The 25741-nt window shown below is 52.6% G+C and carries 20 protein-coding genes and 1 riboswitch; of the genes, 3 read left to right on the top strand and 17 right to left on the bottom strand.

The genetic code is table 11. The features are described 5' to 3' along the window. Positions 1 to 15: 15 nt before the first annotated feature. Complete coding sequence (locus GWA01_RS03745; protein WP_146794154.1) at positions 16 to 1053, top strand: threonine-phosphate decarboxylase; 1038 nt, start codon at positions 16 to 18, stop codon at positions 1051 to 1053. Here the strand turns inward: GWA01_RS03745 and GWA01_RS03750 are convergent, their stop codons facing one another. From GWA01_RS03750 to GWA01_RS03775, 6 genes are all read right to left on the bottom strand, one after another. Beyond that, on the bottom strand, positions 1054 to 2055 hold the full coding sequence (locus GWA01_RS03750) for a FecCD family ABC transporter permease (RefSeq protein WP_146794156.1): 1002 nt from the start codon (positions 2053 to 2055) through the stop codon (positions 1054 to 1056). Next, positions 2052 to 3005 carry an ABC transporter substrate-binding protein gene (locus GWA01_RS03755; protein WP_146794158.1) on the bottom strand — a complete coding sequence of 318 codons (954 nt, stop codon included), beginning with the start codon at positions 3003 to 3005 and terminating at the stop codon, positions 2052 to 2054. Before GWA01_RS03755 ends, GWA01_RS03750 begins: the two co-directional genes overlap by 4 nt. Further along, complete coding sequence (locus tag GWA01_RS03760) at positions 3002 to 3760, bottom strand: ABC transporter ATP-binding protein (RefSeq protein ID WP_146794160.1); 759 nt, start codon at positions 3758 to 3760, stop codon at positions 3002 to 3004. The genes GWA01_RS03755 and GWA01_RS03760 overlap by 4 nt, the downstream gene beginning before the upstream one ends. 2 nt (positions 3761 to 3762) lie before the next feature. After that, complete coding sequence (locus GWA01_RS03765) at positions 3763 to 5961, bottom strand: TonB-dependent receptor (RefSeq protein WP_146794162.1); 2199 nt, start codon at positions 5959 to 5961, stop codon at positions 3763 to 3765. 90 nt (positions 5962 to 6051) lie between these two features. After that, positions 6052 to 6253: riboswitch (cobalamin riboswitch) on the bottom strand. A 77-nt stretch (positions 6254 to 6330) separates the two neighbouring features. Next, the gene (locus GWA01_RS03770; protein ID WP_146794164.1) at positions 6331 to 6726 is read right to left on the bottom strand and encodes a hypothetical protein; all 396 of its coding nucleotides are present in this window, start codon (positions 6724 to 6726) and stop codon (positions 6331 to 6333) included. After that, positions 6723 to 7682: a VOC family protein gene (locus GWA01_RS03775; protein ID WP_146794166.1), complete on the bottom strand. Its 960-nt coding sequence runs from the start codon at positions 7680 to 7682 to the stop codon at positions 6723 to 6725. Before GWA01_RS03775 ends, GWA01_RS03770 begins: the two co-directional genes overlap by 4 nt. 175 nt (positions 7683 to 7857) lie before the next feature. Between GWA01_RS03775 and rbsK the strand changes: the two genes are divergently transcribed. Next, complete coding sequence (gene rbsK, locus GWA01_RS03780) at positions 7858 to 8823, top strand: ribokinase (protein WP_146794168.1); 966 nt, start codon at positions 7858 to 7860, stop codon at positions 8821 to 8823. A gap of 113 nt (positions 8824 to 8936) precedes the next feature. Here the strand turns inward: rbsK and fumC are convergent, their stop codons facing one another. Both fumC and GWA01_RS03790 read right to left on the bottom strand, forming a co-directional pair. Continuing rightward, positions 8937 to 10385, bottom strand: a complete 1449-nt coding sequence (fumC, locus tag GWA01_RS03785; RefSeq protein ID WP_146794170.1) for a class II fumarate hydratase — start codon at positions 10383 to 10385, stop codon at positions 8937 to 8939. 3 nt (positions 10386 to 10388) lie between these two features. Beyond that, positions 10389 to 12029 carry an NAD-dependent malic enzyme gene (locus GWA01_RS03790; RefSeq protein ID WP_146794172.1) on the bottom strand — a complete coding sequence of 547 codons (1641 nt, stop codon included), beginning with the start codon at positions 12027 to 12029 and terminating at the stop codon, positions 10389 to 10391. A gap of 106 nt (positions 12030 to 12135) precedes the next feature. On the opposite strand from GWA01_RS03790, the gene GWA01_RS03795 reads away from it, so the two are divergent. Further along, positions 12136 to 13041 carry a LysR family transcriptional regulator gene (locus GWA01_RS03795; protein WP_146794175.1) on the top strand — a complete coding sequence of 302 codons (906 nt, stop codon included), beginning with the start codon at positions 12136 to 12138 and terminating at the stop codon, positions 13039 to 13041. Positions 13042 to 13285: 244 nt separating this feature from the next. Here GWA01_RS03795 and GWA01_RS03800 read toward each other — a convergent pair whose 3' ends face one another. From GWA01_RS03800 to GWA01_RS03840, 9 genes are all read right to left on the bottom strand, one after another. Continuing rightward, positions 13286 to 14707, bottom strand: coding sequence for a carbohydrate porin (locus GWA01_RS03800; protein WP_228118310.1), 1422 nt, complete (start codon positions 14705 to 14707; stop codon positions 13286 to 13288). A 65-nt stretch (positions 14708 to 14772) separates the two neighbouring features. Then, a complete protein-coding gene (locus GWA01_RS03805; RefSeq protein ID WP_146794177.1) occupies positions 14773 to 15699 on the bottom strand; it encodes a 2-hydroxyacid dehydrogenase in 927 nt (308 codons plus the stop codon). A gap of 28 nt (positions 15700 to 15727) precedes the next feature. Further along, positions 15728 to 16570, bottom strand: a complete 843-nt coding sequence (locus tag GWA01_RS03810; protein ID WP_228118312.1) for a 2-keto-4-pentenoate hydratase — start codon at positions 16568 to 16570, stop codon at positions 15728 to 15730. A 55-nt stretch (positions 16571 to 16625) separates the two neighbouring features. Next, the gene (locus tag GWA01_RS03815; protein WP_146794179.1) at positions 16626 to 18041 is read right to left on the bottom strand and encodes an MFS transporter; all 1416 of its coding nucleotides are present in this window, start codon (positions 18039 to 18041) and stop codon (positions 16626 to 16628) included. After that, positions 18038 to 19042 (bottom strand): Gfo/Idh/MocA family protein, encoded by a 1005-nt coding sequence (locus GWA01_RS03820; RefSeq protein WP_146794181.1) that lies wholly within the window; start codon positions 19040 to 19042, stop codon positions 18038 to 18040. Before GWA01_RS03820 ends, GWA01_RS03815 begins: the two co-directional genes overlap by 4 nt. Before the next feature lie 128 nt (positions 19043 to 19170). Next, positions 19171 to 19437 carry a hypothetical protein gene (locus tag GWA01_RS03825; protein WP_146794183.1) on the bottom strand — a complete coding sequence of 89 codons (267 nt, stop codon included), beginning with the start codon at positions 19435 to 19437 and terminating at the stop codon, positions 19171 to 19173. 367 nt (positions 19438 to 19804) lie between these two features. Then, on the bottom strand, positions 19805 to 21271 hold the full coding sequence (locus GWA01_RS03830; RefSeq protein WP_228118314.1) for an efflux transporter outer membrane subunit: 1467 nt from the start codon (positions 21269 to 21271) through the stop codon (positions 19805 to 19807). Next, positions 21271 to 22455, bottom strand: a complete 1185-nt coding sequence (locus GWA01_RS03835) for an efflux RND transporter periplasmic adaptor subunit (RefSeq protein WP_146794187.1) — start codon at positions 22453 to 22455, stop codon at positions 21271 to 21273. Before GWA01_RS03835 ends, GWA01_RS03830 begins: the two co-directional genes overlap by 1 nt. Beyond that, positions 22448 to 25666, bottom strand: a complete 3219-nt coding sequence (locus GWA01_RS03840; protein WP_228118316.1) for an efflux RND transporter permease subunit — start codon at positions 25664 to 25666, stop codon at positions 22448 to 22450. Before GWA01_RS03840 ends, GWA01_RS03835 begins: the two co-directional genes overlap by 8 nt. Positions 25667 to 25741: the final 75 nt, after the last annotated feature.

Here is a 25741-nt window from a genome sequence, read left to right on the forward strand (position 1 = left end):
AAGCACAGTTCTAGCATGTCAGGGACATCGTTGGGAAAGATGCCGCTTCATGGTGGGCAGGTGCGGCAGGTGATGCGGGCATTTCCGGATGCACCGACGCCCTTTGTGGATCTTTCAACCGGTATCAGCCCGTATGCATATCCGTTTGCCTCCCCGGAAATCAGTGCATTGTCCCGTCTGCCGGAAGTTTCCGATGAGGAGGCTCTTTTGCGCGCGGCAGCCACGGCATATGGGGTCTGGTGCCCTGAAATGGTCGTTGCCGCACCCGGAACCCAAATGCTGATTGGTCTGCTGCCACTCATTCTCGACTATCGGCGGGTGACAATCTGGGGGCCGACATATTCAGGGCATGAAACCGCGTGGCGGCTGGCCGGGGCTGAGGTACAGGTTGTCGTTAGTGAAGCGGAATTTGAAGCGGCCACGCGTGTTGAGCGCATGGTTTGCATTATCTGTAACCCCAACAACCCTGACGGACGCACGCTGAGTCTGTCAAAGCTGCTTCAATTGGCTGAAAATTCCAGTAAATCAGCAGGATATCTGATTGTGGACGAAGCATTTGCGGATTTCGAAGAGCAGAGTGCTCCATCCCTTCTTCCGCATCCTGCACTGATGGTTCTGCGTTCCTTTGGCAAAAGTTATGGGTTGCCGGGTGTGCGACTTGGTTTTCTGCTGACCAACTCCGGGCTTGCGGATCGGGTACGGAAGATCATGGGTTCATGGGCTGTTGGAACGCAGGCCATAGAGGCCGGGTGTCAGGCTCTGGCAGACGGTAAATGGCTTGCGGAGCGGCGGATACAGTTGCGACGTGACAGGGCACGACTGGCCAAAATCATGGAAAAAGCGGGCCTGAATGTTGCGGGAACGGGGCCGCTTTTCCTGCTTGTACGGAGTTCTGTGGCTCACGCGCTATGGAAATGGCTTTGCGTCCGGGGGATCGTGACACGGGCTTTTCCTGAGAGACCTTCAGATTTACGGTTTGGCTTTCCTGCCAATGAAAGTGCATGGGGCAGGCTTGAACAGGCGTTGTTTGACTGGAAAGCTCGCAGCGAGTGATTATGCTGTTTTTCGTACCATGAGTGCGATGAGGAAACCGGCACCCAAGGCTGAAATAACAATTCCAACCGGTATTTCCTGAGACGGTAAAAGGCACTTGCTGACCAGATCAGCAAGCATCGCGAGTATTCCGCCGAGTGCAGGGGTCCATCCATAGGATCTGTATAAAGAGGCCCCGCACATCTGGCGTGCCATGTGAGGCACGATGAGGCCTATAAATGCCACGGGCCCGCAAAGGGATACGGTCATGGCTGTACTGAAAGCGCACACGCTGAGAACCGTCATGCGCATTCTACGCGTATCGATCCCGAGTGAACGCGCCGTCTCCTCTCCGGCCATGAGTGCATCCAGCCCGCGACGGGCGTGCCAGCCATAGGTCAGTACGAGCAGGAGGCCAGCAAGCGCCACTGGCAGGGATAACCATCGAGCAGAAGCAAAACTTCCCATCGTCCAGAAAAGGATGGACTGCGCTGTGTTGCGGTCGCCCCAGAAAATCATGAGATTTGTAAGGGTCGAGAAAATAAAGGAAATGGCCAGACCCGAGAGCAGGACACGCTCGTTCTGGATCCGTGAGCGGCCAGTTGCTGTTGCACTGATCAGCAGCAGAAGACCGATCGTGGCGAGCAGTGCACCGGCTGCCGCGCCAATGGCAGATGTCCAGACGCCCAGAATATCGCCCGCAAAAACAAGCATGGCCACCGCCCCGGTTGCTGCGCCGGATGAAAGGCCGAAGAGGAAAGGATCGGCGAGAGGATTGCGAGTGCTTGCCTGAAGCAGGGCTCCGGCGCTCGCCAATGTTGCGCCGGTGAGGAATGCAAGCAGGCAGCGCGGAACGCGGATTGACCAGACAATCTTCGTTATGAAGTCATGCCCTGTCGGCCCAGATCGTAGTGCGCGCATAATGCCGGGTAGGGGAATATGAGCGCTGCCGACCACGATTTCCAGAGTAGCCAGTCCCATAACAACGAGGATAGCTGCGAAGACGAGTGCTCCACGCTTCATGGATTGATGTCCGGATGCAGAAAATGCGCAATTTTCTCCACAGCACCAATATTTTCGGGACCAGGGGTAAGCTCGTCATATCGGAGCGCCAAAACATTGTTGGTTCGAATGGCTCGGGCGTCTGACATGAGCGGATGATGCCCCAGAAAAGTACGTGATTTCTGCGTGCCCGCTCCATAATCGACGATGATAATCGCATCTGCATCGCGCAATGCAGCACTTTCCCACGAAGCCGGGCCCCAGTTTGTCTGGAGATCATTGAAAATATTTACGCCACCCCCAAGACGTACAATCTCTGAGGCGAGAGCATAAGCGCCCGCAGTAAACGGACGGTCTTCGCCGCTATCGTATATGAACACGCTCTTAGGCTTGGTGTTGGCAATCCGGCCTTCAACCGCGCTTACTCTTTGCTTCCAGCTGTTGATAAGTGCGGTCGCCTCAGCCGTGCGATCAAAAACGCGGCCCATGCGGTATTCGTCATCATAAAGCAGGGAGAGCGTTGGGAGTTTTGGGTGGGTCTGCGTGCGGATACAGCTTTCAGACAAGACAAGCGTCGGTATCCCCTGAGCTTGAAGTGTTTCGGGGGTGACGTCTCCACCGACATGCATGCCGTAATTCCAGCCTGCAATGAACAGGTCGGCGCGTGCGGCCAGTAACTGTTCCAAAGACGGATAATGGGTTGCAATTTCGGGAATATTCCCCTGCATTCTGGAAAATTCTGGGGTCTTTTTGCTCCAGCCTGAAATCCCGCTGAGGCCGGCTATAAAGGGCTGTAAATGGAGTGCGAACGCCATTTCTGCCATATTCACGTCCTGAATGACGGCATGTGTTGGGTGCTGCGTGATCGTCACGGGCTGTCCGCAACTCTGCACCGTGAGTGGATATGTTTCGGCCAATGCGGGTGTTATGGCCGAGAGCATGGTGAGGAGCGCGACGAGGCTTTTGTTCATGAGCAGAGCGGCCGGAAAACAAAGGTTGATGCGCCGTCTGGAAGACAGACCTGAATGGCTTCAATCCCAAAGGATTCCGCTAGCGCTTCGGAGGAAAGGACTTCGGTGGGCGAACCATCCCGCACGAGCTTTCCCTCATTGAGCAGGAGTGCTCTGCTTGCGAATTCCGGCACGAGAGAAAGATCATGCAGAACGGCAATGATCGTCAGTGGAAGTTGACGCAAAAGCTGTAGAAGCCTTGAGCGGGCGGTGAGATCAAGATGATTGGTTGGTTCGTCCAGAAGCAGAACCTGCGGGGTCTGGGCAAGGCAGCGCGCAAGCATGACGCGCTGCCGCTCCCCACCAGACAGATGTTCGATCCGTCTTTGTAAAAAAGGAACGACTTCGCAATGCTGGGCGGCATTTCGGATTGCAAGACTGTCTTCATATGGGTTCGCGTCGCCTCTGAATGGCAGGCGGCTCAGAGCGATGTAATCCTCCACGATGAAAGCCGGATCGATTTCATCGGTCTGAGAAAGATAGGCAATTTCACGCGCAATATCGCGGCGGGAGAACTCCGAGAGGTTAATGCCGTTGAGGGACAAAGACCCTGATCCGGGTTGATCCAGGCCAGCCAGCATGCGGAGCAGGCTGCTTTTGCCCGCTCCATTTGGGCCGATGAGCGCAAGATGCTCACCTTTTTGTACTGACAGGCTGATCTGGCTCAGTATCGGAATACGTGTTGCCTGATCAATCTGAAAGACAGGCACATTCATGCTTAAAAACCTGCCTGCAGGCTGATCGAAAACGAACGCGGCGCACCAAGCATAACTTCGCTCGGGTAGCTGGTATCAGCCCATTGGATGAAGTGTTTGTTCGCCAGATTGTCTATTCGGCCATAGACCGTGACCCCGTGATAGGCATGCCAGCCCGCGAAGACATTCACTAATGCATAGTCATTCAGGGAAAGGGTGTTTGCATAGTTGCCCTTCCGTTCGGACACATATCTCATGCCCGCACCCAGATCGAGCGGGAGGTTGGCGGCGCGCGACCAGACAGCCCAGAGATTTGCAGTCACTGCGGGCACATCCGGGACTTTATTGCCTGAAGCATTGATCGTAGCGCTTGGCTGGAAGTTACCATACCGGGAATAGGTATAGGCAACATTTCCAGACAAGCTCCAGTGTTTGTTGAACGTAATATCGCCCTGCCATTCCACACCGCGTGATTTCTGACTTCCCGCCGTCGCAACGGTGTCAGGGCCGGTTGAGACAAGGACATGCGCGCGGCGGATATCGAAAAGTGACAGGGTTGTTGTTGCCCGTCCGCCAAGAGCGGTAGCTTTTAGGCCGATTTCGCCCTGTCTGGACGTGCTGAGACGTGTGAACTGGCCACGATTTGCCGTGAAGAGATTTGAGCCCGGTGGGTCTTCCGCGGTCGTATAAACGCCATAGAGGCTGATATTGTCTGTCAGATCATAGACAGGACCTATGCGGAAGTTGGACGGGTTATAATGCCCCTTGAAGCTACTGGCGGCGCTGAACGAGTCATTCTGGTTAAAGTTCTGACGGTTCAGAGAAAGCCAGTCATAGCGAAAGCCTCCCACCAACCGTAGATCTTTGCGCAGGGTCAGGACGTCCTCCATGAAGATGCCAGCATCCAGCATCGTTGTTGGTGATTTGCGATAAGGAAACTCGCCCGCAAAATCTCCAGTAGAGCCGCCATCCGGCGAGGTGAGGGAGACGCTGTCCGCATAGGTCGCATCGGGAAAGCCGCGATTTCGGATGAAGCGCAGGTAATATGCGTCCCCTCCGACCACGACGCGGTTTTTAAAGCCCAGAATGTGAAAATCAAACTGGCCGTCTATCGTATCTCCCACTTGGTGTTGGTTCTGATAGACGTAAAACCGGTCCCGGCCGATGCTGCCCTGTGTGATTGGGTTTCCTGCCGCATCGGTTGAACCGGCTTGCGAGATATAGCTGTACGCCTCGGCATTGTTCCAGCGTCGCTTGGCGTAGATAAAATAGCTTTTGTTATGGAGCGTGACATGCGGTGACAGCGTCCAGGAGAGGTGCAGGGTGGGCGTTGCGTTGACTGAGCCTGCTTTTGGATCCCGGACGTTGTAATATTTCCAAAGCGACGATTTCGTAACACCCAGACCCGTTGAGGAGTGGAGCAGGCCGCCTGCCGCATCACCAGTCTGGCCTAGATTGACCAAGGGGGTGCCGTAATATGTCGATAGCTGGTCTGTGAGGTAATCAACACTCAGGCGCGCGGAGAATGACCGGTTAGGATGCCACAGAAGTGTTGTCGTAAAGTCATTGCTGTGTGGATCTGCACCTTTGACGTAGCCATCTGAGGATGTACGGCTGAAGTCGCTTCGTATTGCCAACGTTTTGGTGATGGGAATAGACCCACCCACACCTGCGTTCCATGTGTTGAAGCTGCCATAGGAAACGAGTGCATTGGCATGGGGCGCATCAAAAACCGGATCGCGCGTTCGCATGTCGACGGTTCCGCCCACGGCACCCTGTCCATAAAGTACAGATGAAGGGCCCTTGAGAACCTGAACGCTTTCCAGATTGAATGTATTCAGGGGGCGGTTCACCATCGTTGTTGGGCCGTAGTAAATCCCGTCGCGCAGGATCAGGATCTGGCTTCCGCTAAAGCCGCGCATCATGAATTGCGCTGGCGATCCGGGAGACCCCCCGGAGGATACACCGGGAGCGCTGTCTGCCGCTTCTTCAGCATGAGCATATCCGCGCTGTTCCATCAGGGAACGCTGAATGATGTTGATGGTCGCCGGATTGTGCTGAACCGACAGGCCCAGCCTGCCGCCAATAACCGGTGAATTTTTAAGAGACTGTGCCTTGCCGTGAGCGGTCACGTATTCTTCTGTCTGAGGTGTCGCGAGGGCAGGGCTGACAAGAGAGAAGGCGGCAAAGGGTAATGACCCTATGAGACGGAAATTCCGCATGGGTAACGCAAGCTTCTTCAACAATGCGTCACTACGATGGGCGTGGCTTACGCTTTGCCGCCTCCGGTGCACCCCGCCCGGCGGCCTCGTCCGTGACCATTTTTGATGGCAGGTCTCCTGGCTCATGGCTCAGCAACCGACGATTGACCTTCCCAAAGCTTCCGCTTCAGTGGCTGGATCCGTACGATCCGGTATCGTCTGTCTCACCATATACAGTTGCGGGGGCAGCCGCAGCATTACACTGCGTTCCCTTTTCATCCTCCGGAGAGGAACCATCGAAGGCTATGGCAATACCCTAAACGCCAGTCCAGTCAAACATCAGATCTGTTTGCGGGTGTGTTCATGGTTTAAAATCAGCCACTGTAGATCCTAACGCCGACCGCCACCACCGTGGCCACCGCCGCCTCCATGACCACCTCCGCCACCGGGTCCACCCGGACGGCCACCACCACCACCTGGGCCTCCACCTCCGGGGCGTCCTCCATGGAACCCACCGCCGCCGGGGCCTCCTGGTCGACCGCCACCGTTAAATCCTCCGCGTGGGGGGCGTCCGCGCCAACGTGGTCCATAATTATTGTATGGGCCAACGCCATAGCCGTTACCCCAGCCACCCCAGCCGCTGTTCCAGCCTGGACTATAATTGTTGTAGTATCCTACGCCGTAGCTACCGCCGCCGTATCCGTCATAACCAACGCAGCCTGACAGCAGACCACTAAGACCAGCAATTGCGAGCAGTGCAAATTTTCCGGGAAGCTGTTTGATCATTTTGCTTCTCCTGCCGTTGTCGCGTCTCGCCATTCCATGATGCCCAGAACCGCACCTGCTGGATCTGCGATGATGGCAATCATGCTGTTATTGTGATCCATATGAGGTTCAACAAGAACCTTCCCGCCGAGCTTGCGCGCCTGCTCTGCGCTCTGCGCCACATTGTCCACCTGAATAAAGTTTATCCATCTGGCTTGCGTATCAGACGGCAAATGAGGCGGTAGCGGATTTATTGTTGCGCGAGCGAAAGATTGTGATTCGAGCAAGTAACCGTCTTTGCTTTTGGTTTCGGCGTCTTTCTCGATCCTGTAAGAAAAGAGCTTCTGGTAAAAACCGGCTGAATTTCCGGGAGAGGGTGTCAGGAGGGAATTCCAGATCCATGCACCGGACGTCACCGGACCCTCCGTATCAACGGGATCTCCGCTGCTTGATTGCAGGGCTGCGAATAATCCGCCCTGAGGGTCCTGAATGATCGTCTCTTTTCCCAGCCCAGGAATATCATGAGGCTTGAACAGTATCTTACCCCCCCAGGTCTTGGCCTGACCTGCCAGAAGCGTTGCATCAGCCGTAGAAATGAATGGCAACCAGATAGGCTGAAGGTGTGCGGAGCTGTGAGGAAGGGGACGTTCAACAACACTCGCAATGTTCTGGCCTGCGACCATGACTTGGGCATAACGTCCGTGCGAGACGTTCATGTCTTTGAATGTCCATCCGAAAAGCTGACCATAGAATTTTTTGGACTGCTCAAGGTCTGGTGTTGTAAGCTGGGCATACGTGATTTTACCGGGGGTAAAATTTTGCGTTGCTGGTTCTACCAGCGGAAGAAATGCTTCAGACGCGCGGGCCGTCAGCCCTGTGGAGGCGCACAAGGCAAGAGCTAGCATTACGGAGCCGGCTCGGATGGAACCTCCGAAAAAGGCAGATGACGCCTGATGTATTGCGGGAAAAAGCTTCATACCAAAATCTCCTCCATCCGCCTCAGGACGGTTTTAAATGCATAGCATTAATACAATTGTGCCCTAACGATTCAGTCGCGAAGGTGTTCCTTGGATCGGGAAATACCTATCTCCTCCTGCGGACAAATTTCTATAAAGTGTGGAACAAGTCATTTAAGCCAGCAAAGCGAACACTATGCCTGTCTCTCCGCCGCTCATTCTCTCTTTTGGTAGCATCAACATTGATCTTACGGCACGGACGCTACGTCTGCCGAAGCCAGGTGAGACCGTTCATGCAGAAAGCTATACCGTGGGACTGGGCGGGAAAGGCAGCAATCAGGCCGCTGCTGCGGCAAGGCTCGCAAAGGCGCTTGGGCTTGAAGTCGCGCTCGCCGGGCGTGTTGGAAATGATACTTTTGGGACTGAAGCGAGAACGGCTCTCAAAACTTTTGGGGTAGACCTTTCCCCGCTGCTGGACGATCCAGCCAACCCAACGGGAGTTGCACTGATTGGTATCGATGCGGCAGGGGAGAACTGCATCACTGTTGCCGGTGGCGCAAATATGGCTGTTGACGAGACTGATGTGGTGGCTGCTACCCCATGGCTGACACGTGCAAGTGTTCTGCTGTTACAGCTTGAAATTCCCCAGCCCGCTGTCCTCGCTGCGGCGCGTCTTGCCCGCCAGTCAGGTGCTGTTGTCATTCTTGATCCGGCCCCTGTGCCCGAGACAGGTTTGCTTGATGCACTGTGGCAGGAAACAGACGTTTTAACGCCTAATGAGAACGAGACGGCACTTCTTACGGGTATCAAGCCGCACAATGTTGAGGAAGCATCGCAGGCGGCTTCCGTGCTCATGGCAAAAGGGGCAAAGGCCGTATTGATAAAGATGGGTGCTCGCGGTGTTTACTGGAACGACGGTAAACGGGATGGCTTCTGCCCGCCGTTCAAAGTGACGCCGATTGATACGGTTGCAGCAGGAGATTGCTTCAATGCGGGTCTTGCTGTGTCTTTGGCACAAGGTGAAACGCTTGAGCAGGCAACACGGGTGGCTGCCGCCTGCGGTGCGCTGGCAACCACCCGAAAAGGTGCAGCGGATGCTGCGCCAGAATGGGAAAGCGTACAGGAAATCTGGGCTTGCTCCGGTTTGGTTCCGCTCGACTGAGCGTTCTAAGTTCACATCTCAATGCATCTGTTAGATCAAAAATAAAAAGTCTCGGAGATGCGCTCCAAATCTTTTACGGGCAGCAGTCCTATGGTCTTGGAGCGCTTCCCCAATCAAGCCCCACCGACGCCGTGACCGACCATTGTCATGGGATCGGCAAGCCGATCAAAGGTCTGATCATCAATGTAACCGCTCTTCAGAGCAGCGTCTCTAAGTGTTAGATCATGCTCCATCGCCATATGGGCAATGGCAGAAGCTTTGTCGTATCCGATGTCAGGACTAAGTGCTGTCACTAACATGACTGATCGCGAGACCATTTCACGGATACGTTTCCGATTAAGTTCTGTACCTTCGACAGAATACTGATGGAATTTCTGACAACCATCAGATAAAATACGGATTGCATGCAGTACGTTATTGATAACGATCGGCCGCATGGCGTTGAGTTCGAAATTGCCCTGACTGCCGGCGAATGCGACAGCGGTATCGTCACCGATGACCTGGATCGCGATCATGACGAGTGCCTCGCATTGGGTTGGATTGACCTTACCCGGCATGATCGATGACCCAGGTTCATTTTCTGGCAGGTGCAATTCACCAAACCCGCATCGTGGCCCGGAAGCCAGCCAGCGCATGTCGTTGGCGATCTTCATGAGCGCTACGGCCACTCCTCGTAAGGCTGCGCTCATGCGAACCATGGCATCTAAAGTACCTTGGGCGGCAAATTTGTTCGGTGCGGTAACATATGGCTTGCCCGTTAGTTGAGCTATGGCATTTGCCATATCCACACTGAAACCTTTAGGTGCATTCAGGCCGGTTCCCACGGCTGTTCCACCAATCGCTAGCTCGAATAGCCCTGTGCGTACCAGTTTCAGATTTGCGATGGTCTCTCGGATCTGGTGAGCATAGCCGGACCACTCCTGCCCAACCGTTAGAGGTACGGCGTCTTCGAGATGCGTGCGCCCGATCTTGACAACATCCATCCAGAGCTCTGCTTTCCTCTCGATGGTGGTGGCCAGAGCATCAAGCTCCGGAAGCAGCCGGTCATCAAGGAGTGTCAGCGTCGCAATATGCATTGCTGTCGGGAAACTGTCGTTGCTCGACATGCCCATGTTGACATCGTCGTTTGGGTGAACGGGATTTTTGCTACCGAGTGTACCCCCTAGAAGCTGAATCGCGCGGTTGGAAACCACTTCGTTGATGTTCATGTTGCTCTGCGTCCCCGATCCAGTCTGCCAGACAAAGAGCGGGAAATGAGCATCCAGTTTGCCAACAATGACCTCATCACATGCTTGAATAATTGCACATGCTTTGAGAGCGGTCAGGCGACCACCTGTCGCGTTGACCTGTGCTGCAGCTTTTTTGACAATCCCATAGGCATGATACACTTCCTTTGGCATCCGGTCGTCACCAATAGAAAAATGCTCAAGACTGCGCTGCGTCTGGGCGCCCCAGTAGCGGTCGGCTGGGACGCCGATCTGCCCCATGGAGTCTGTTTCGATACGTGTTCCGGAAACGTTGAGACCGATCGGGATGTCATGCAGATGAAGTGGGAGAGCCATGGATCAGCTCTTCTCTAACGTGGAGTATTCGGGACGGTAGAGCTTAGCTTCAATCCAGTCCACGATGTCCACGGGTTCAGGGACCTGCGCCAGGCCCGATTTGAAGATTTGACGCGCGACTTTGATGGCTGTGTTGATCTCCACGCGTAGGACATCTTTTTGTGGTGGAAAAAGCAGGCCGTGGGCACGTTGCTCCATTGTGACTTGCTCAGCGGTCGCCTTGGCAGCTTCGAGGAAAACCTCGTCGGTGATGCGTCGTGCCTGTGTTGCCCAAACAGCCAGTGCCACGGCGGGGAAGATGTAAAAATTATTGGCCTGCCCGGGGGTAAGCGTTTTGCCATTCAGCGTGACATCATCGAACTGGACACCGGCGGCGAAAAGAGCACGGCCGTCCGTCCAGAGATAGGCCTGCTCGGCGGTGCATTCCGCTTTGTCGGTAGGATTGGATAGCGCGAAAATAACGGGTTTATCGTTGATGCTCGCCATGGTGCGAACGACTTCTTCGGTGAAGCCCCCCGCGTGGGTACTCACGCCGATCAGGACAGTGGGCTTGATTGTTCTGACAGCTTCCGCAAGGTCTTTCGTCGCTGCATGGGAGTGGGCGAACACTTTTTGCGATGGATTAAGATCCTGCCGCGAGGGTTCGATCAGGCCATTGATATCCATCATGGAGATGCGGGCGCGGGCATCAGTTTCAGAAAGGCCTTCGTCTTGTAGTGCACTCACGATCATATTCGCGATACCGACCCCGGCAGAGCCTGCGCCGTAGAACAGGATGCGCTGTTCTTGTAGCGCCTCACCCTTGATCGATAGGGCGGTGTCGAGGCCTGCGATCGTAATGGCCGCAGTCCCTTGAATGTCGTCATTATAGCAGAGGATTTTGTCGCGATATCGCGCCAGTAGCCGGATGGCATCGTCCCCTTTCCAATCCTCGAAATGTAGGCAGCAACGGGGATAAAGCTCTTGCACAGCTGAGACGAGTTCATCGACGAATGAGTCGAGTTCGTCTGAGGATGGTGGTGCCTGACGCAAGCCGAGATAGAGCGGATCGTCAATCAACTCCTGGTTGGTTGTACCGATATCCAGCAACATTGGCATCAGGCCCTGAGGAGGGATGGCGGCGCAGGCCGTATAGAGTTGCAGTTTTCCCACCGGAATGCCCATGCCATTGGCCCCGATATCTCCGAGCCCCAGAATACGGCCGCCGGAACTGACACAAATGAAGCGCACATCTTTTTCCGGCCAATTGGCGAGCACTTCTTTCACGTGACCTTTGTGACGCAACGAAAGGTACATGCCTTGTGGTCTCTCGAAGAGACGGCTGTACTGAAGGCAGGCATCAGCAATTGTCGGGTCGTAAACAATGGGAAGAAAGCGTTTTGGATCTGACATCACAACTTTGAAAAACAGTGTCTCGTTACGCTGTGACAATCCGTTCAGATGCAGAAAGCGTTCGAGGTCGTTGCTCTTGCTGTCAAGTTGCCACAGGACGCGCTCCATTTGCCGATCAAGAGTTTCAACGGCGTCGGGCAAGAGGCCGAGCGTACCATTTCTGCGTCGCTCCTCATTCGTGAAGGCGGTTTCGCGGTTGTGAACCGCATCCAGAAGGGGAGGGAGTGAAGATACAGTGCGTTCGGACGTCATGTCTGTCTCCATTTATTGTTAAACATACAATGAATGTGCGTTTAACGCGCTGGTAGTCGCATAAAAGGCATTGTATCTGTGTCTAAAATGCAAAGATGGCCCCTTCATGCACGATGACGCCGGTGACCTGAGATTTTTCGTACTCCTCGTGGAAGCGGGAAATCTGACCGCAGTCGCACGTCAACTCAACGTTTCGGCAGGAGCTTCTAGTCGAAGACTGGCTCGGATGGAGGAGCGGCTGGGCGTACGTCTCGTCACAAGGACATCGAGGCGTTTCGACCTGACGGATGAAGGACGGACGTTTTATGAGCGCGCCGTAGATATCATGATTGATATCGAGGCAGCCGAAGCAGAGATTTCTGCAACTCAGAAGGAGCTTCGTGGTGTCCTGCGGATCGGGGCGCCACTTGAGCTGGGGCGCCGCCGTTTGGCTGATTTTGTCAGCGAATTTGCTGATCGTTTTCCTAAGCTGCGTGTGCATCTTCTTTTGTCAGACGAAGGACTGGATGTCGTTAACAGTCGCCTTGACTTGGCCATTCGGATTGGAATGCCGAATGAAACGGGGGTTGTTGCGACGAAAATCATGAGTAGCGAACGGGTGATCTGTGCTTCTCCGGCCTATCTTGAGAGGTTTGGCATGCCTACAACTCCTGCCGAGTTACATCGGCACCGTTGTATTTGCCTGATGCGCGGGCATGAACTGGGGATGCTCGATCGCTGGAGACTATCTCGTGCGGAAGAAGATCAGATCGTAGAGGTAGCCCCTCATTTATCGACGACGAGCGGCGAAGTGGTGCATGACTGGGCCCTCAAAGGTAAAGGCATCGTGTTCAAGGTCTTGTGGGACGTCGGCGACGATTTGCAGCAAGGCAGGCTAGTACGTCTTTTGCCCGAGTATCAGGGTGAGGCGATCGGATTGTTTGCCACGATGCCTAGCCGACGCAACGTGCCCCTACGCGTTAGAACTTTTCTCGATAATTTAAGAGATTTTTTGCTTCATCCTCAATCTTGATTACGAGAGGTAAGCTGAATGCTGACGTCTTGCAGGAATAAAATAGGGAAAAACGAAGGACGATCGTTGAACGCTAAAACGCACAACGCCCTTAGGCCCAGGCGTCATCACTGATCTGCCCGGCTGCCATGAAGTCGCTGAGTTGCTTTTTAAGTGCTCATGGCCGTCGTAATGGAAGCGCTTGTCGTTAGCTTCCTTCCACTTTCGTGCAGATATCACATGATCAAAACACGGGGCTCAATAGCTAAAGAACAGCATGGATCTTGAGGCCAAGAGCATCAACTTCTGGCTTGTTTTTCTGGAGATTGGTTCTCCAAATATGTTGATAGTCCGGCTGGATCGAAATCCCACGGAAAACATGAAAATTGTAAGTTGCTTCGAACGTCATGAGGTGGCTCTGTGGATAATCTGCATTTCCGGGCAGAGATAAACCTTGCCGATACCGGATCCACTGTGATGCTACCAATTGCGAGCTCGCAAACGTTTCTGACCACTCCACGCCTATTGTATCCTGCGGTCGGCTGGCGATCAGGCCTCTATCTACAAACCCGGCATAAACCTGATACGTGTAGGGGCTGTTATTGCCTTGGCTTTTTGTGAAACCGGCAATTGCGTAAAGGCCCTGCAGAGGACCATTCCCATTGCGGATCAGCATTTGGTCTGCCTGAAGCCATATTTGTGTTTTCCCGTTGGTCCAACGATAGGGCATGCCTGTTCTCGCAGCTGGCTGTGATGCCATATCGTAATAGACGTCTCTGTAATTCGAAGAATCATACGCAACGCCAAACTTGTAATGCCCCACCAGATTGTTCTTCCCGAAAGATGGAATGAGGCCAATTTCAACGGGAATATAGATGCCGGTATAAAGCTCCGTACCCATCCTGAAACCGGTACGGTCGTATTTGTTGGTATTCAGATACGGATTGACACCATATAAACCGGCTTGGGTATAAACGCCATGTAAAGGCCAGTAACGCACTCTTGTTCCCCATGTGGATCCTGGGTACGTCGCATATCCGGACGCTCCGCGGGTGAGGGACTTTGGAATCCCGCAGTTTGATTTATTCATAAATGTGCAGAACAAGGGCGAATTGGCAAAATCGATATTGACTGGCATCTTGCCTAAGGCAATCTGAACCCGGTTCTTGTACAGGTCCTGCGTTCCATAAACGTATACCAGATGAACGCCGACATTGCCGCCGCCACCATAAATTTCCTGAAAGCCATTAAGGGATCTTTCCCCCATATCCGATGCTAAATTATGGCCCGCGCGGTTGACCAACACAGCATGTGTTTTGAAGCCTTTCCAACCAATGAGCTTTTCCCAGTCCAGATCCAGTTCGACCCCGATTTGATGGGCGTACCCGGCATCACCCCCATGACCGGCATTCAGAGCGATGGCACTTTCGCTCGTATAATCTACAACGATTCCAATCCCCTTTTTGTTAAGGCGTTTAACCAGTCTGCTCCACGGATTGAGCATGTTTTCTACTGGCGGCGTAAAAGGCGTATTGGCGTAGGACGTTGGAGTATCCAGCGCGAAGAGAGGGGCTGTTTCGGAAATAGGACCACGATACTGAGCGTGGGCTGTGTGGGTGCACAGCCAGCCCGTCGAGAGAACACCGAGGGCAATAAGCCACCGACGAAAAAATAGGGAATACATCATGGTATTACCTTGGAGCGAAGCATTGTTCTGAGCGAAACAGCGCCTGCTCTTGACCTCCAATCAGGTTACTGCACAGGCGTCAGGAGAGGCGTACCCGCAAAATGAGCCTTCAGATTGTCGACAACTAACTGTCCCATCTGAAGACGTGTTTCCACTGTAGCGCTGGCGCGGTGAGGCTGTAGAACCACGTTTTTCATCGTGAGAAGGGCTTCTGGAACTGCCGGCTCGCTTTCGAAAACGTCAAGCGCAGCCTTCCCCAGTTTTCCTTGTGTGAGTAACTCGACCAAAGCCTGCTCATCCACAACACTCCCTCGGGAAACATTTACGAGCAGACCGGATGGACCGAGGGCTTCCATGATATCACGGTTAATGAGATGTCGGGACTGTGCACCACCAGAAGCTGAAATCACCAGAATATCGCTCTGTGCAGCGAGCGCGCGGAGCTCGGGAACAAAAGGGATGCCTGGCAACGTCAGATCGCGGCGGGAATAATAGGAAACGGGCATGTCAAAGCCACGCGCACGCTTGGCAATAGCTTGTCCAACCTGCCCCATGCCGACAATTCCCAGTTTCTGTCCTGTGACCTTATGTGCAAGCGGAAGCTGACCCACGCCCCATTGGTGGTTCCGGACGAACTGGTCTCCTGGAACCAGATCGCGCATTCCCGCCAACATGAGTGCCATGGCGAGATCTGCGACGTCATCCGTCAGGACGTTCAAGGTTGTCGTTACGGAGATGCCGCGTCGTGCTGCTTCTTTCAGATCAACGGCATCTGTTCCCACACCATTGATGGCAATAATTTCAAGGTTCGTCAAAGCCTTCATGAGCGTTGCTGGAACACCGGTACCGCCGCCTGTAGCAACCCCTCGAATACGCGAGGCAACATTAGCGGGCAGAACTGATCCATCATAACGATGAACGATATAAGCCGTATCGAGAAAATTTTCTATTTCAGGCATCATGGGTTCTACAAGAAGCAATTCCGGTTTCATGACCGCAAAAACCTTTCATCAGTTCATTTCAAGGAAGTGTGACGGATACTTGTGCTAATGGGCCAATCTGGACTTCTGCGACCGTGCCTGCAGAAACGAATTCAGTTCCAGTCATGGAGCCTGTGGTTACGACAGTCCCTGCCTGTATGGGGAAACCTCTCTTGGCAGCATGATTGGCAAGCCAGACAAGAAGACGCATCGGATCACCAGCGGAATTTCCCCCCACGTGATCAATGACCGTTTTACCATTCAAAATAAGACGGACCGGTTCATCAACGGGTACCAGGCGTTGCCAGTCTGTCAGGGGCGCTCCGTAAATAAGAGCCCCGTGGTTTCCCTGATCTGCCAGATGGGTCAGGCCCGACTGGGATCCGGGTTTACAGAAACGGGTATCGAAAATCTCAATTGCTGCGTGTGCGCTTATAATGGATTTACGAATATCTTGTTCTGTCCAAGGTGTGGAGCGCAGCGGCAGAGATGCACCAAAAATATAAACAATCTCAGCTTCAATACCATAGAAACGGCACAAACCCGCGGGGAGTTTAGTATTTCCCGAGAAGATTGTTTTCTGGTGTAAAGGGGCACAGAACGGCTCGCTGTCCGGCGTGGGGGCGCCAACCTTCCATCCTTGGATTGATCCTAAAGATGAAATCAAAGCATTTGCTACCCGATCCTGTACCGCGTACGCGTCTTCTACATTTTGGGGGGCGCGGGATGCTTGGAGCTGTTGCAGGCAATGTCCGTTTTTGCGTGCACCCAAAAGGAGTTCTGAATACTCCACCAAAGTATCTGATAATGGGGAAGAAAAGTCAGTTTCCATCTTAACCTCAGACATAAATAAATGATGATGCGTCGGGAAATTCCGTTGCATTTTGGGCGAATATCAAAAGGAAATGGCCAGAAATAATGTAGAAATAAGGGAATTTTTAGAATACGTCGTTCTGAGACATGAGGTCTCTTCCTTTTGTTTCTGGAATGAAGAACGTTGCCAGTACAGCCAATCCAGCGAGAAAGATCACATAGGTTGCTAGTGGTATCCATGCGAACTTCCCACTTGTCACCCCCCCAATATTGAAGCGAGCAAACATCGCGATCAGGAACTGGCCGACCATGGGGGAGACGCCGCCTGCAATTACGGACGAAAACTCACGTGTGAACGAAACGGCAGTGTAACGATGCCGTACCCCGAACATCTCGGGCAGGAAAGCGCCTTGCGTACCAAACATTCCCCAGGTTGCCACGCCTAGAGCCAGAGAGAGCGCAATCATCGAAAGAACCGGATTTCCCTGACTAAAAACATACCAGACAGGAATGGCGGTGACAGCCTGCAGGATGGCAAATGCACGATATACTCGGACACGTCCGTAGCGATCACTTAGCCATCCAGCTCCCGGAATGGTAACGGCCCCGACGAACGCTGCGCCGATCAAGGCGAGGGTACCCCATTGGCTACTCATGCCAACCGTATGAACCAGATAGCTAATCGACAGCACTTGATAGATGGACGAACCGCCATTTTCGGCCATACGTAGGCCAAGACCGGCCGTTATGGGGCGCCATGATGTCGTCAGGACTTCCCGGATTGGCATGACCTCTTCATGCTCTTCCTCTTCTTTTAGCTTTGCAAAAGCTGGGGATTCCTTCAGATTCAGCCGCATATAGAGAGCGATGACGAGAAGAAATGCACTTCCGAGAAATGGTGCACGCCATATCCAGGTTTCTGCAATATTTGGTACGCCAGTAAGCATGCCAAAATAGATCAAGCCAGCTGCGACCGTTCCCATCTGGATCCCGAGAAAGGGAAGGGCAGCAAAGTATCCACGGCGCTCTTTCGGAGCAGATTCCGTCATCATGACGGCCGCGCCGGCTTGTTCGGCACCTGCGCCAAAGCCTTGTAAAATGCGCATTAAGACGAGCAGAAGAGGTGCTGCAATGCCAATTGTCGCATAAGAGGGAATGAGGCCGATAGCAGCGCTCGACAATCCCATGAGCGTTACGGTCAGGAGTAGGACTTTTTTGCGTCCATGACGGTCCCCCAGACGACCGAAAAATATGCCGCCGATTGGACGGACAGCAAACCCAATGAAATAGGTTGCGAAACTTCCAACCAGTCCCATGCCCGGAATGCTGCTTGGGAAGAAAAGAGGCCCAAACACCAGAGCGGACGCCAGACTGTAGAGCGCGAAATCGTAATACTCCATTGCGCTTCCGACAGAGCATGTCCAGGCAGCGCGGCGTAATTCTTCAGGCGCCATTTCAGGGCGCTGCGACAATGCTTCAGTCATAGCCAGAGGCCGCTCCTGATCTAGGGGAAGAGACGTCGTCATCGTGGTTGCGCTCATGATGGGGTAACCTTTATTTCTCGCCCCGTCCGAGCAGATTCTTTAAGGGCAAGCGCAATCCTGAGAGATGCCACCCCATCTTCGCCTGTTGCGGCAGGTTCTCCTTTGCCATCGATAGCGGCAAGGAAACGAGCGACGCTGTAGCGATACAGATTATGGTGTATGAGAGGTATTGAATGCTCACCCTCTGCGTTTCGCAGAGAGAGACTGCCTATTGGTTTCTGGGACATGCAATCCCGCGCAATAAGAGCTGCTTCGTCTCCATAAAACTCGACGCCCCCCGGAGCATAAGGAACAGCATAAGAACCGTGGATCTGCACGAGAACATCTCCCGGGAAGCGCATGATGGCCATAAGGCCATCTTCTATGCCTGAGATACTTTTCCGTCCGCTCTGCGTCATGACAAATACCGACAGAGGGTCGGAGCCAAGTAAGAAGCGTAGCGTATCAATGTCATGAATAGTGCTATCGAGGATCAGCCCACCCCCGCTATCATTCAGACGCCATCCATCCATCGCCTTGGCCAGACAATTGGCATGGAAAACTCGAGCGGCATTCAATTTTCCGATTGCTCCAGTATGTAATTGCTTTCTGAGAGCGATATGCACGGCGGAACAACGTAAATGATGGTTAGTCCCAAGAACAACACCCATCTCATGACAGACGCGGACAATCTCTTCAGCATCGTTTAGCGATAAAGCCAGTGGTTTTTCGCAGAGAACGTGCTTGCCAGCGCGCGCGGCAGCAAGGGCCTGATCTTTATGGAACTCGTTCCGAGAGCTGATATAAACTGCCTGAATTTCCGGGTCTTTCAGAATACTTTCAAGGACGGTTGTGCTACAGGGAATACCATTGGCTTGCGCATAGCTTTTTCCTCTATCAGCACTGTGACTGAAAACAGTGTTGATGACATTTTCCTGCTGGGAGCGAATGGCGTCGATCATCCATTCCTGCGCTACGTTACTGGCCCCAATCAAAGCCCACTTCATGGGTGTTGTCATAAGCCCTCCTTGAGTTTCATCCATGGTGACAAAACAGAACTAAGAATTTGAGCGATCCAAAAGATCGTAGTTCGTACAAAGAACGCTAATTTTAGAAAAAAAGTCACATTAATAATGTTATTTACACGTCACTCTTGTGTGACTATCCGAAGTTTCATCACAATTTGTGTGATCGCATCGTTGTTTTGGTGAGCTAAAAACATCGCTTTGGGTGGGCGGTTTCCATCACGGGCATGGATGTGGTGCTGGTTGTCGCTGCTCCAAAGCAGTTCAATACAAACACGGAGAAGGCAGACCTTCGGGAAAAAAGTATCCCACCTGGCTGCAGGATGAGCCCAGTTACGGATCTCACTGTTCTGTTTTTTAGCTATAAATTGTATGTTTTCATCGATCAAAATTTTCGGCTGATCTGCGAGTGAAAGCCGACCTATGCCATCTCCATTGATAGTTCCAGGCTGCGTGTGGGGGAGGGAGACTTGATCAAGGCATTCCGGCGTCTGATGTCTGGGTCGCTTCCTGTTCTCGAAGAGAATTAACGTCTACGCGTGGCAATCTAGCGAATGATAGTGACCAAACTGCTTAAAACGCAGAAAAAATTCTGCCGCATCGAGTAAAAATTAGAACGACCAAAGCACAAAATAGATAGAAAAACCTTTAAGAAATTATCCTTAAGTATCTATCTTATCAATATGCAATGGAGGTTAAAGGAAAAATTAGGACTCTGTTATTAATTTTGTAGCAGAGTCCATTTACTATGATAAATTAAAGTATTTTGTTAGCAATAGACATTTTGGGTGTAGCTGCAATATCCTTCCAGCCGCCACCTAAGGTCTTATACAAAGTAATTGTATTAGACATTTGCTGCAATTTCGTTGTTATGGCGCCAAGTTGGGCAGTGTATAGAGTGCGCTGAGCCACAAGGGTCGCCAGGTAGGGATCATACCCTCCTTCAAACCGAGCTAAAGCCAATTGGTATTGCTTTTGCCCAGCATTTACGAGAGCTGTCTGGGCATGTAACTGCGCTAAATATGTAGAACGGCCCGACAAAGCATCCGCGACCTCCCTAAATGCTGTTTGCACCGTTTTTTCATATCGGGCGATTTCTTCTCGCTTATGGGCTTTTGCCTGATGCAACTGCGCCGTCAGACGTCCCGCGTCAAAGAGAGGTAGAGTAATTTGGGGCGCAACATTCCATGCACCCATTCCGCTCTGAAACAGGCGGGTAATGTTGTTACTAGCCGTGCCGTTTGCGGCCGTAATCTGAATTTTAGGAAAAAATTCTGCGCGTGCTGCTCCGATATCATCGTTAGACGATTTTAAAGCCTGTTCGGCCGAGAGAATATCAGGGCGACGAGCGATTATATCAGACGGTAAACCTTCTGGAACATCAGGAAAGGGGACAACGTCTTCCAGAGACGCCTTGTGATCCAGTTCATCGCGCATTTTGGACGTCAACGGAGTGCCGACCAGAAGCTCCAGCTGGTTCAGTGTCTGCTCACGTTGGCGAGTATATATTTGTAAATTCGTCTCAGCATCATGCAAAGCAGCTTCTGCTTCGGCAACATCAAGCTGAGTTCCTGTGCCGACACTAGCGGTCTGTTTGACCAAAGCATATGTATGCTGACGGTTCTCAAGCACGTGCTGCGTGATTGCCAAAGCCTGATTATTGGCAACCCAGTTTAACATTGCAGTCGAAACACCTGCAATAATGCTCAGCTGCATACTTTCACGACCTAATTGATCTGCGAGATACCGATCAAATGATGCGCGTGATGCCGAACGGATACGCCCCCACAAATCGACTTCATATGCTGAGATACCAAACCCTACCGCATACTGACGCATATAGAATGGGCTGTCACTTTGTGACAGGCTCCAGATATGGGAATTCATTTTTTGAACGTTGGCACCCGCAGTGCCGTTAAGCGTCGGAAAAAGAGCCGCGTTTTCAATGTCGAATTGCGCACTGGCTGCTTCGACTTGATGCTGAGCAATCTGAAGGTCGCGATTGTTAACCAGTGCCATCTCTATCAAATCTTGAAGTACTGGATCACGATAGAAATCACGCCAGTTAGTGAGTGATACGGCCTCTGTATTGTTTGATCCTAACACACTGGACGGCCATGACTTTGCGATAGGCGAAGGCGGCCTGTGATAGGTTGGTATCATGGTGCAACCAGTAAGGGCCAGTACCATACTGACCGTTGATATTGTGACAGAAGGACGCATTATCCGTGTTCCTTTGTGTCATTCACATCATGCGCCACGACCTGCCGCCCTTCTGTAAGAGCCGATGCTGGGTGCAGAACAAGGCGATTATCTTCTGAAAGCCCTTTTTGAACTTCTATGGTTGCCCCGTAGTCCCTCCCGACAATAACGTTATGCAAGCGGATATGATTATTCGGATCCACAGTTGCGACTGACAATCCATCAGCATTGTAGATCAAAGAGTCAGATGGAATAATGAAAGTCGGCGCGGGACGAGGGAGATCAAAATGGATCGAACCATAAACGCCAGCAGAAAGTCTGCCGTCACGATTATCGAGCTCAATTTCTACAGGAAGCATGCGGCTGTCTTGCTCCAGAGCATGACCCGTACGTGTTACGGTTCCGGGGAAGCTTTCACCCGGATGGTCAGGCACGTGCAGAATAGCGGGTGTACCTACTTTAACAGTGCTCGCTTCTTCCTGAGGAACATGCACGCGTACGCGAAGACGGTCTGTGCGTGCAACCACAAATAAAGGCTTAGCCTGTGCACTGTCTGCACTGACAAGATCACCTACTTCGACATTACGAACAGTCACCACACCATCAAATGGAGCCGTAACGGTCGTATAGGCGCGACGTTGGGCGACCTCTGCCAAAGCGGCATCTGCCGCAGCCTGAGCGGCATTCTGTGCCTGCTGGGTGATGCGGTCAGCATCAAAGTTCTGCTTGCTGACCGCCCCCCCGCCAACAAGTCCGCCTGATCGCCTGGCTGTAATTCGAGCAAGCTCCAGATTGGCACGTGCCTGCTCGAGTGTAGCTTTGGCCTGCGATACCTGGCGGTCTAACTCGGGCGCATGGATAATGGCCAGAACGTCCCCAGCTTTTACAACTGTTCCAATATCAACATGGCGCTCAGAAATGTAGCCGGACGCGCGTGCGCCAATAAATGCCGTTTCCTGCGGTAAGGTTTCGCCTGGCAGATCGAGAGAAACCGGTTTCGTTTCTCTATGAGCACTTACGAAATTCACGTCAGGAATCTGATTTTGGCGCGTATCCGCCAACGCACGAACGGCAATGCCTCGTTCGCTATGTGCGTATAATCCGTAGCCAAGAAGGATGAGCGCACCGACGCCGAGCAACGGGGCGACAGGCCCGCGACGCCGTGCATCGTGAACAGCAGCAGACGAATGGGGGGAATTAGACATTATTGTATTCCTCAAGAATGCGGCTTTCTCTTTTTCTCAGGCGTGTGTAGAGCCAGGGGACAATGAACAGGGTGGCGCAAGTTCCCATCATCAGACCGCCAATCACGGCACGTCCGAGCGGAGCATTTTGCTCGCCGCCGTCGCCAAGCCCCAGAGACATGGGCAACATACCGATGATCATTGCGAGAGATGTCATTAGAATGGGACGAAGGCGGGCTTGTCCGGCAGCGATTGCAGCTTCAACGGCGCTGAGACCTTCAGCACGTCTTTCCTTGGCAAATGTCACGAGCAGAATTGAGTTGGCGCTAGCGACACCGACACTCATGATTGCTCCCATCAAAGATGGCACGGAGAATGTTGTTCCCGTGATGAACAGCATGAATACAATCCCGCACATGGCGCCTGGCAGTCCCAGAACGACGACAAACGGATCCATGAAGGACTGAAAGTTCACTGCCATCAGGAGGTAGACAGCAATGGCTGCAACCATCAGACCAATTCCCAATCGGGCAAAAGCGGAATGCATGCTATCGATCTGACCCTGAACTGTGATGGTATTCCCTGCAGACAGTTCACCGCGATGACGTGCGATGACCCTGTCGATATCGCGGGCAATACTACCGAGATCGCGGCTTTCAGCGCTCGCGTAGATATCGAGTGTTGGTTGAATGTTGCTGTGCGATATGACGTTTTGTGCCGTACCGCGTTTAATAGTCGCGACATTGCTTAGAAGAACTGATGAATGTTGTGATCCAGTCGCGGATGCGATGACCGTGTCTTGAAGATCATTCAGTGTATTGATGCGGTATTGTGGGGTTTGAACGGCCAGAGGGTACTGAATACCTGATGCTGGATCGACCCAGAAGTTGGGTGTGACTGTGTTGGACGAAGCAAGTGATACCATCACATTACGTGCGACATCATTAAGCGTCAGTCCAAGGTCAAGGGCCCGCTCCCGATCAATCGCAACGGAGAGTTCTGGAGCTGCAATCTGCTGGTGGAGATGGACGTCCACGAGGCCAGGAATATGTGAGACTTCCTGACGGACTTCTTGCATGACTTTGCGGTTAGTGGCTGCATCGTAACCCGCGATGCGGATATCAATCTGTGCAGGCAGACCGAAATTCAGAATCTGGGTTACGATATCTGCCGGCTGGAAATAAAAAATACACTCTGGAAAACGACGGGCCAGCTCTGTCCGAAGTTTGCGGATATAATCAGCCGTCGGATGATGGCCCTCCTTGAGGGCCACCATGATCTGGCCGTCATTTGGCCCGACAGTGGAGCCATCATCAAAAGGCATGGAGTAGCGGAAAGGAATTCCGATATTATCAAGCACAAGTGCTCGTTCGTTTTCAGGAACGATAGTACGAATAACGTCTTCGATTTTATCGAAAGTCTGTTCTGTACTTTCTAGACGAGTGCCTTCTGGAGCGCGGACATGCAGTTTGAACTCACCGGCATCAATTGTCGGAAAGAAATCCTGGCCGACCTGAGTAGCAATAAGTGCTGCAGCAAGGATTGCAACGCCACCAATGGCAGGTGCCTTCCATTTGCTTTCAATGAGCCGCGTTAGAGTGTGAACATAAGCATCTTTGATGCGGTTGAAGCGATAATCGAAACGAATGCCGAAACGGGCAATCATATCTGGCCCCAGACCAACCGCCTGCCTACGCTCTACCTGCCGCTCTTCAGCACGTAAGAGAATAGCAGCAAAAATAGGGACTAATGTTCGGCTGATCGCGTAAGACGCAAGCATCGCGTAAACCACCGCGAGAGCCATCGGCGTGAAAAGGAAGCGGGAAGGACCGACCAGAAACTCGACCGATACGAACACGCTGGAAATCGCAAGAGTCGAGACGAGCGTTGGAAGTGCAATTTCTGAAGCACCATTCAGCACAGCCTCACGTAAAGTCGCCCCCTCGTGGCGTACGCGATGAATGTTCTCAATGGTGACGGTTGCGTCATCCACCAGGATACCGACAGCAAGAGCCAACCCACCCAATGTCATCAAGTTCAATGTCTGACCTGTCCAGGACAGGATGGCGATTGAAGACAGGATGGCTAGCGGAATAGAAATTGCAACGATGATGGTTGAGCGCCAACTTGCAAGAAAGGCGAGAATCATGGCTGCTGTGAGTAGGCCAGCGATAACCGCCTCCGATGCAACTCCTGTAATTGCCGATTTTACGAACAGCGACTGATCGAATAGCTCTTCGATCTTCATGCCAGCAGGGGCCGCAGCTCGAGTAACGGGTAGAACCTGATTCCGTATAGCGTTAACCACATCGAGTGTTGATGCGTTTCCGGCTTTCATAATCGACAGGAGGACGGATCGGTGCCCTTCACGACGCACGACGTTCTGCTGTACCGCCGTTCCATCCCGGACTTGTGCCACATCTGAGACCCGGATAATCGCGCCAGTTTTAGGGTCACGTTTCAGGGGAACGTTATTAAGACGCGCAACAACGTCGGGCATTCCGTTCATACGAACGTCATATTGCGTTGGCCCAAACTTTACCGTACCGCCAGGAAGCGTAAGATTTTGAACATTCATGGCGTTAGAAACATCTAACGGCGTCAACCCCACTCCGGCCAGCTTCGTAGCGTCAATATCCACCATGACCTGGCGAATCTTTCCACCAAATGGTGGTGGCAGAAGTGTTCCTGGAATTGGAGCAAGCTGCTGACGAATACGGTAAATACCGTAATCATACAGTTCACTCTCGGTTAGCTTGTCGGATGACAATGATAGTTGCAGCACCGGAACGCTTGATGCGCTATACTGCATGATAATTGGAGGCTGGATCCCTGGAGGGAGAAAGGCGCGAATGGAGTTGGTCGCCGAGACGGTTTGCGCCATGGCAAGGTCGACGTTAACCCCAGGCTGAAAATATAGTTTCTCAACAACGAGACCGGGTGTCGTCTGGCTCTCAATGGTCCTCAGGTTGTTGACGAAAAAACTGTTTGCGAATTCAGTATAGGTACTAATTCGTTTCTCAGTTTCTGCGGCATCAAGACCGTCATAGTACCATACTACAGTAACAACGGGGATATCGATGTTCGGAAAGACATCGGTCGGTGTTTCAAAGACAGCCGTGATACCAAGTAGCAGGATCAATAACCCCGCGACAAGGAATGTGTATGGCCGTCGAAGCGCTAGGGCAACGATTCCCATCAAAAACTCAATTCTAAGGGCTTTGGAACGCATGTTTTGCGTCCCACTTATTTAACCTGATGAGTCAAACAAGCTGGCAAGCTTTCACCATGATGCAGCGTGAACAGC

The sequence above is a fragment of the Gluconobacter wancherniae NBRC 103581 genome (genome assembly GCF_007988885.1).
Taxonomy (GTDB): Bacteria; Pseudomonadota; Alphaproteobacteria; order Acetobacterales; family Acetobacteraceae; genus Gluconobacter; species Gluconobacter wancherniae.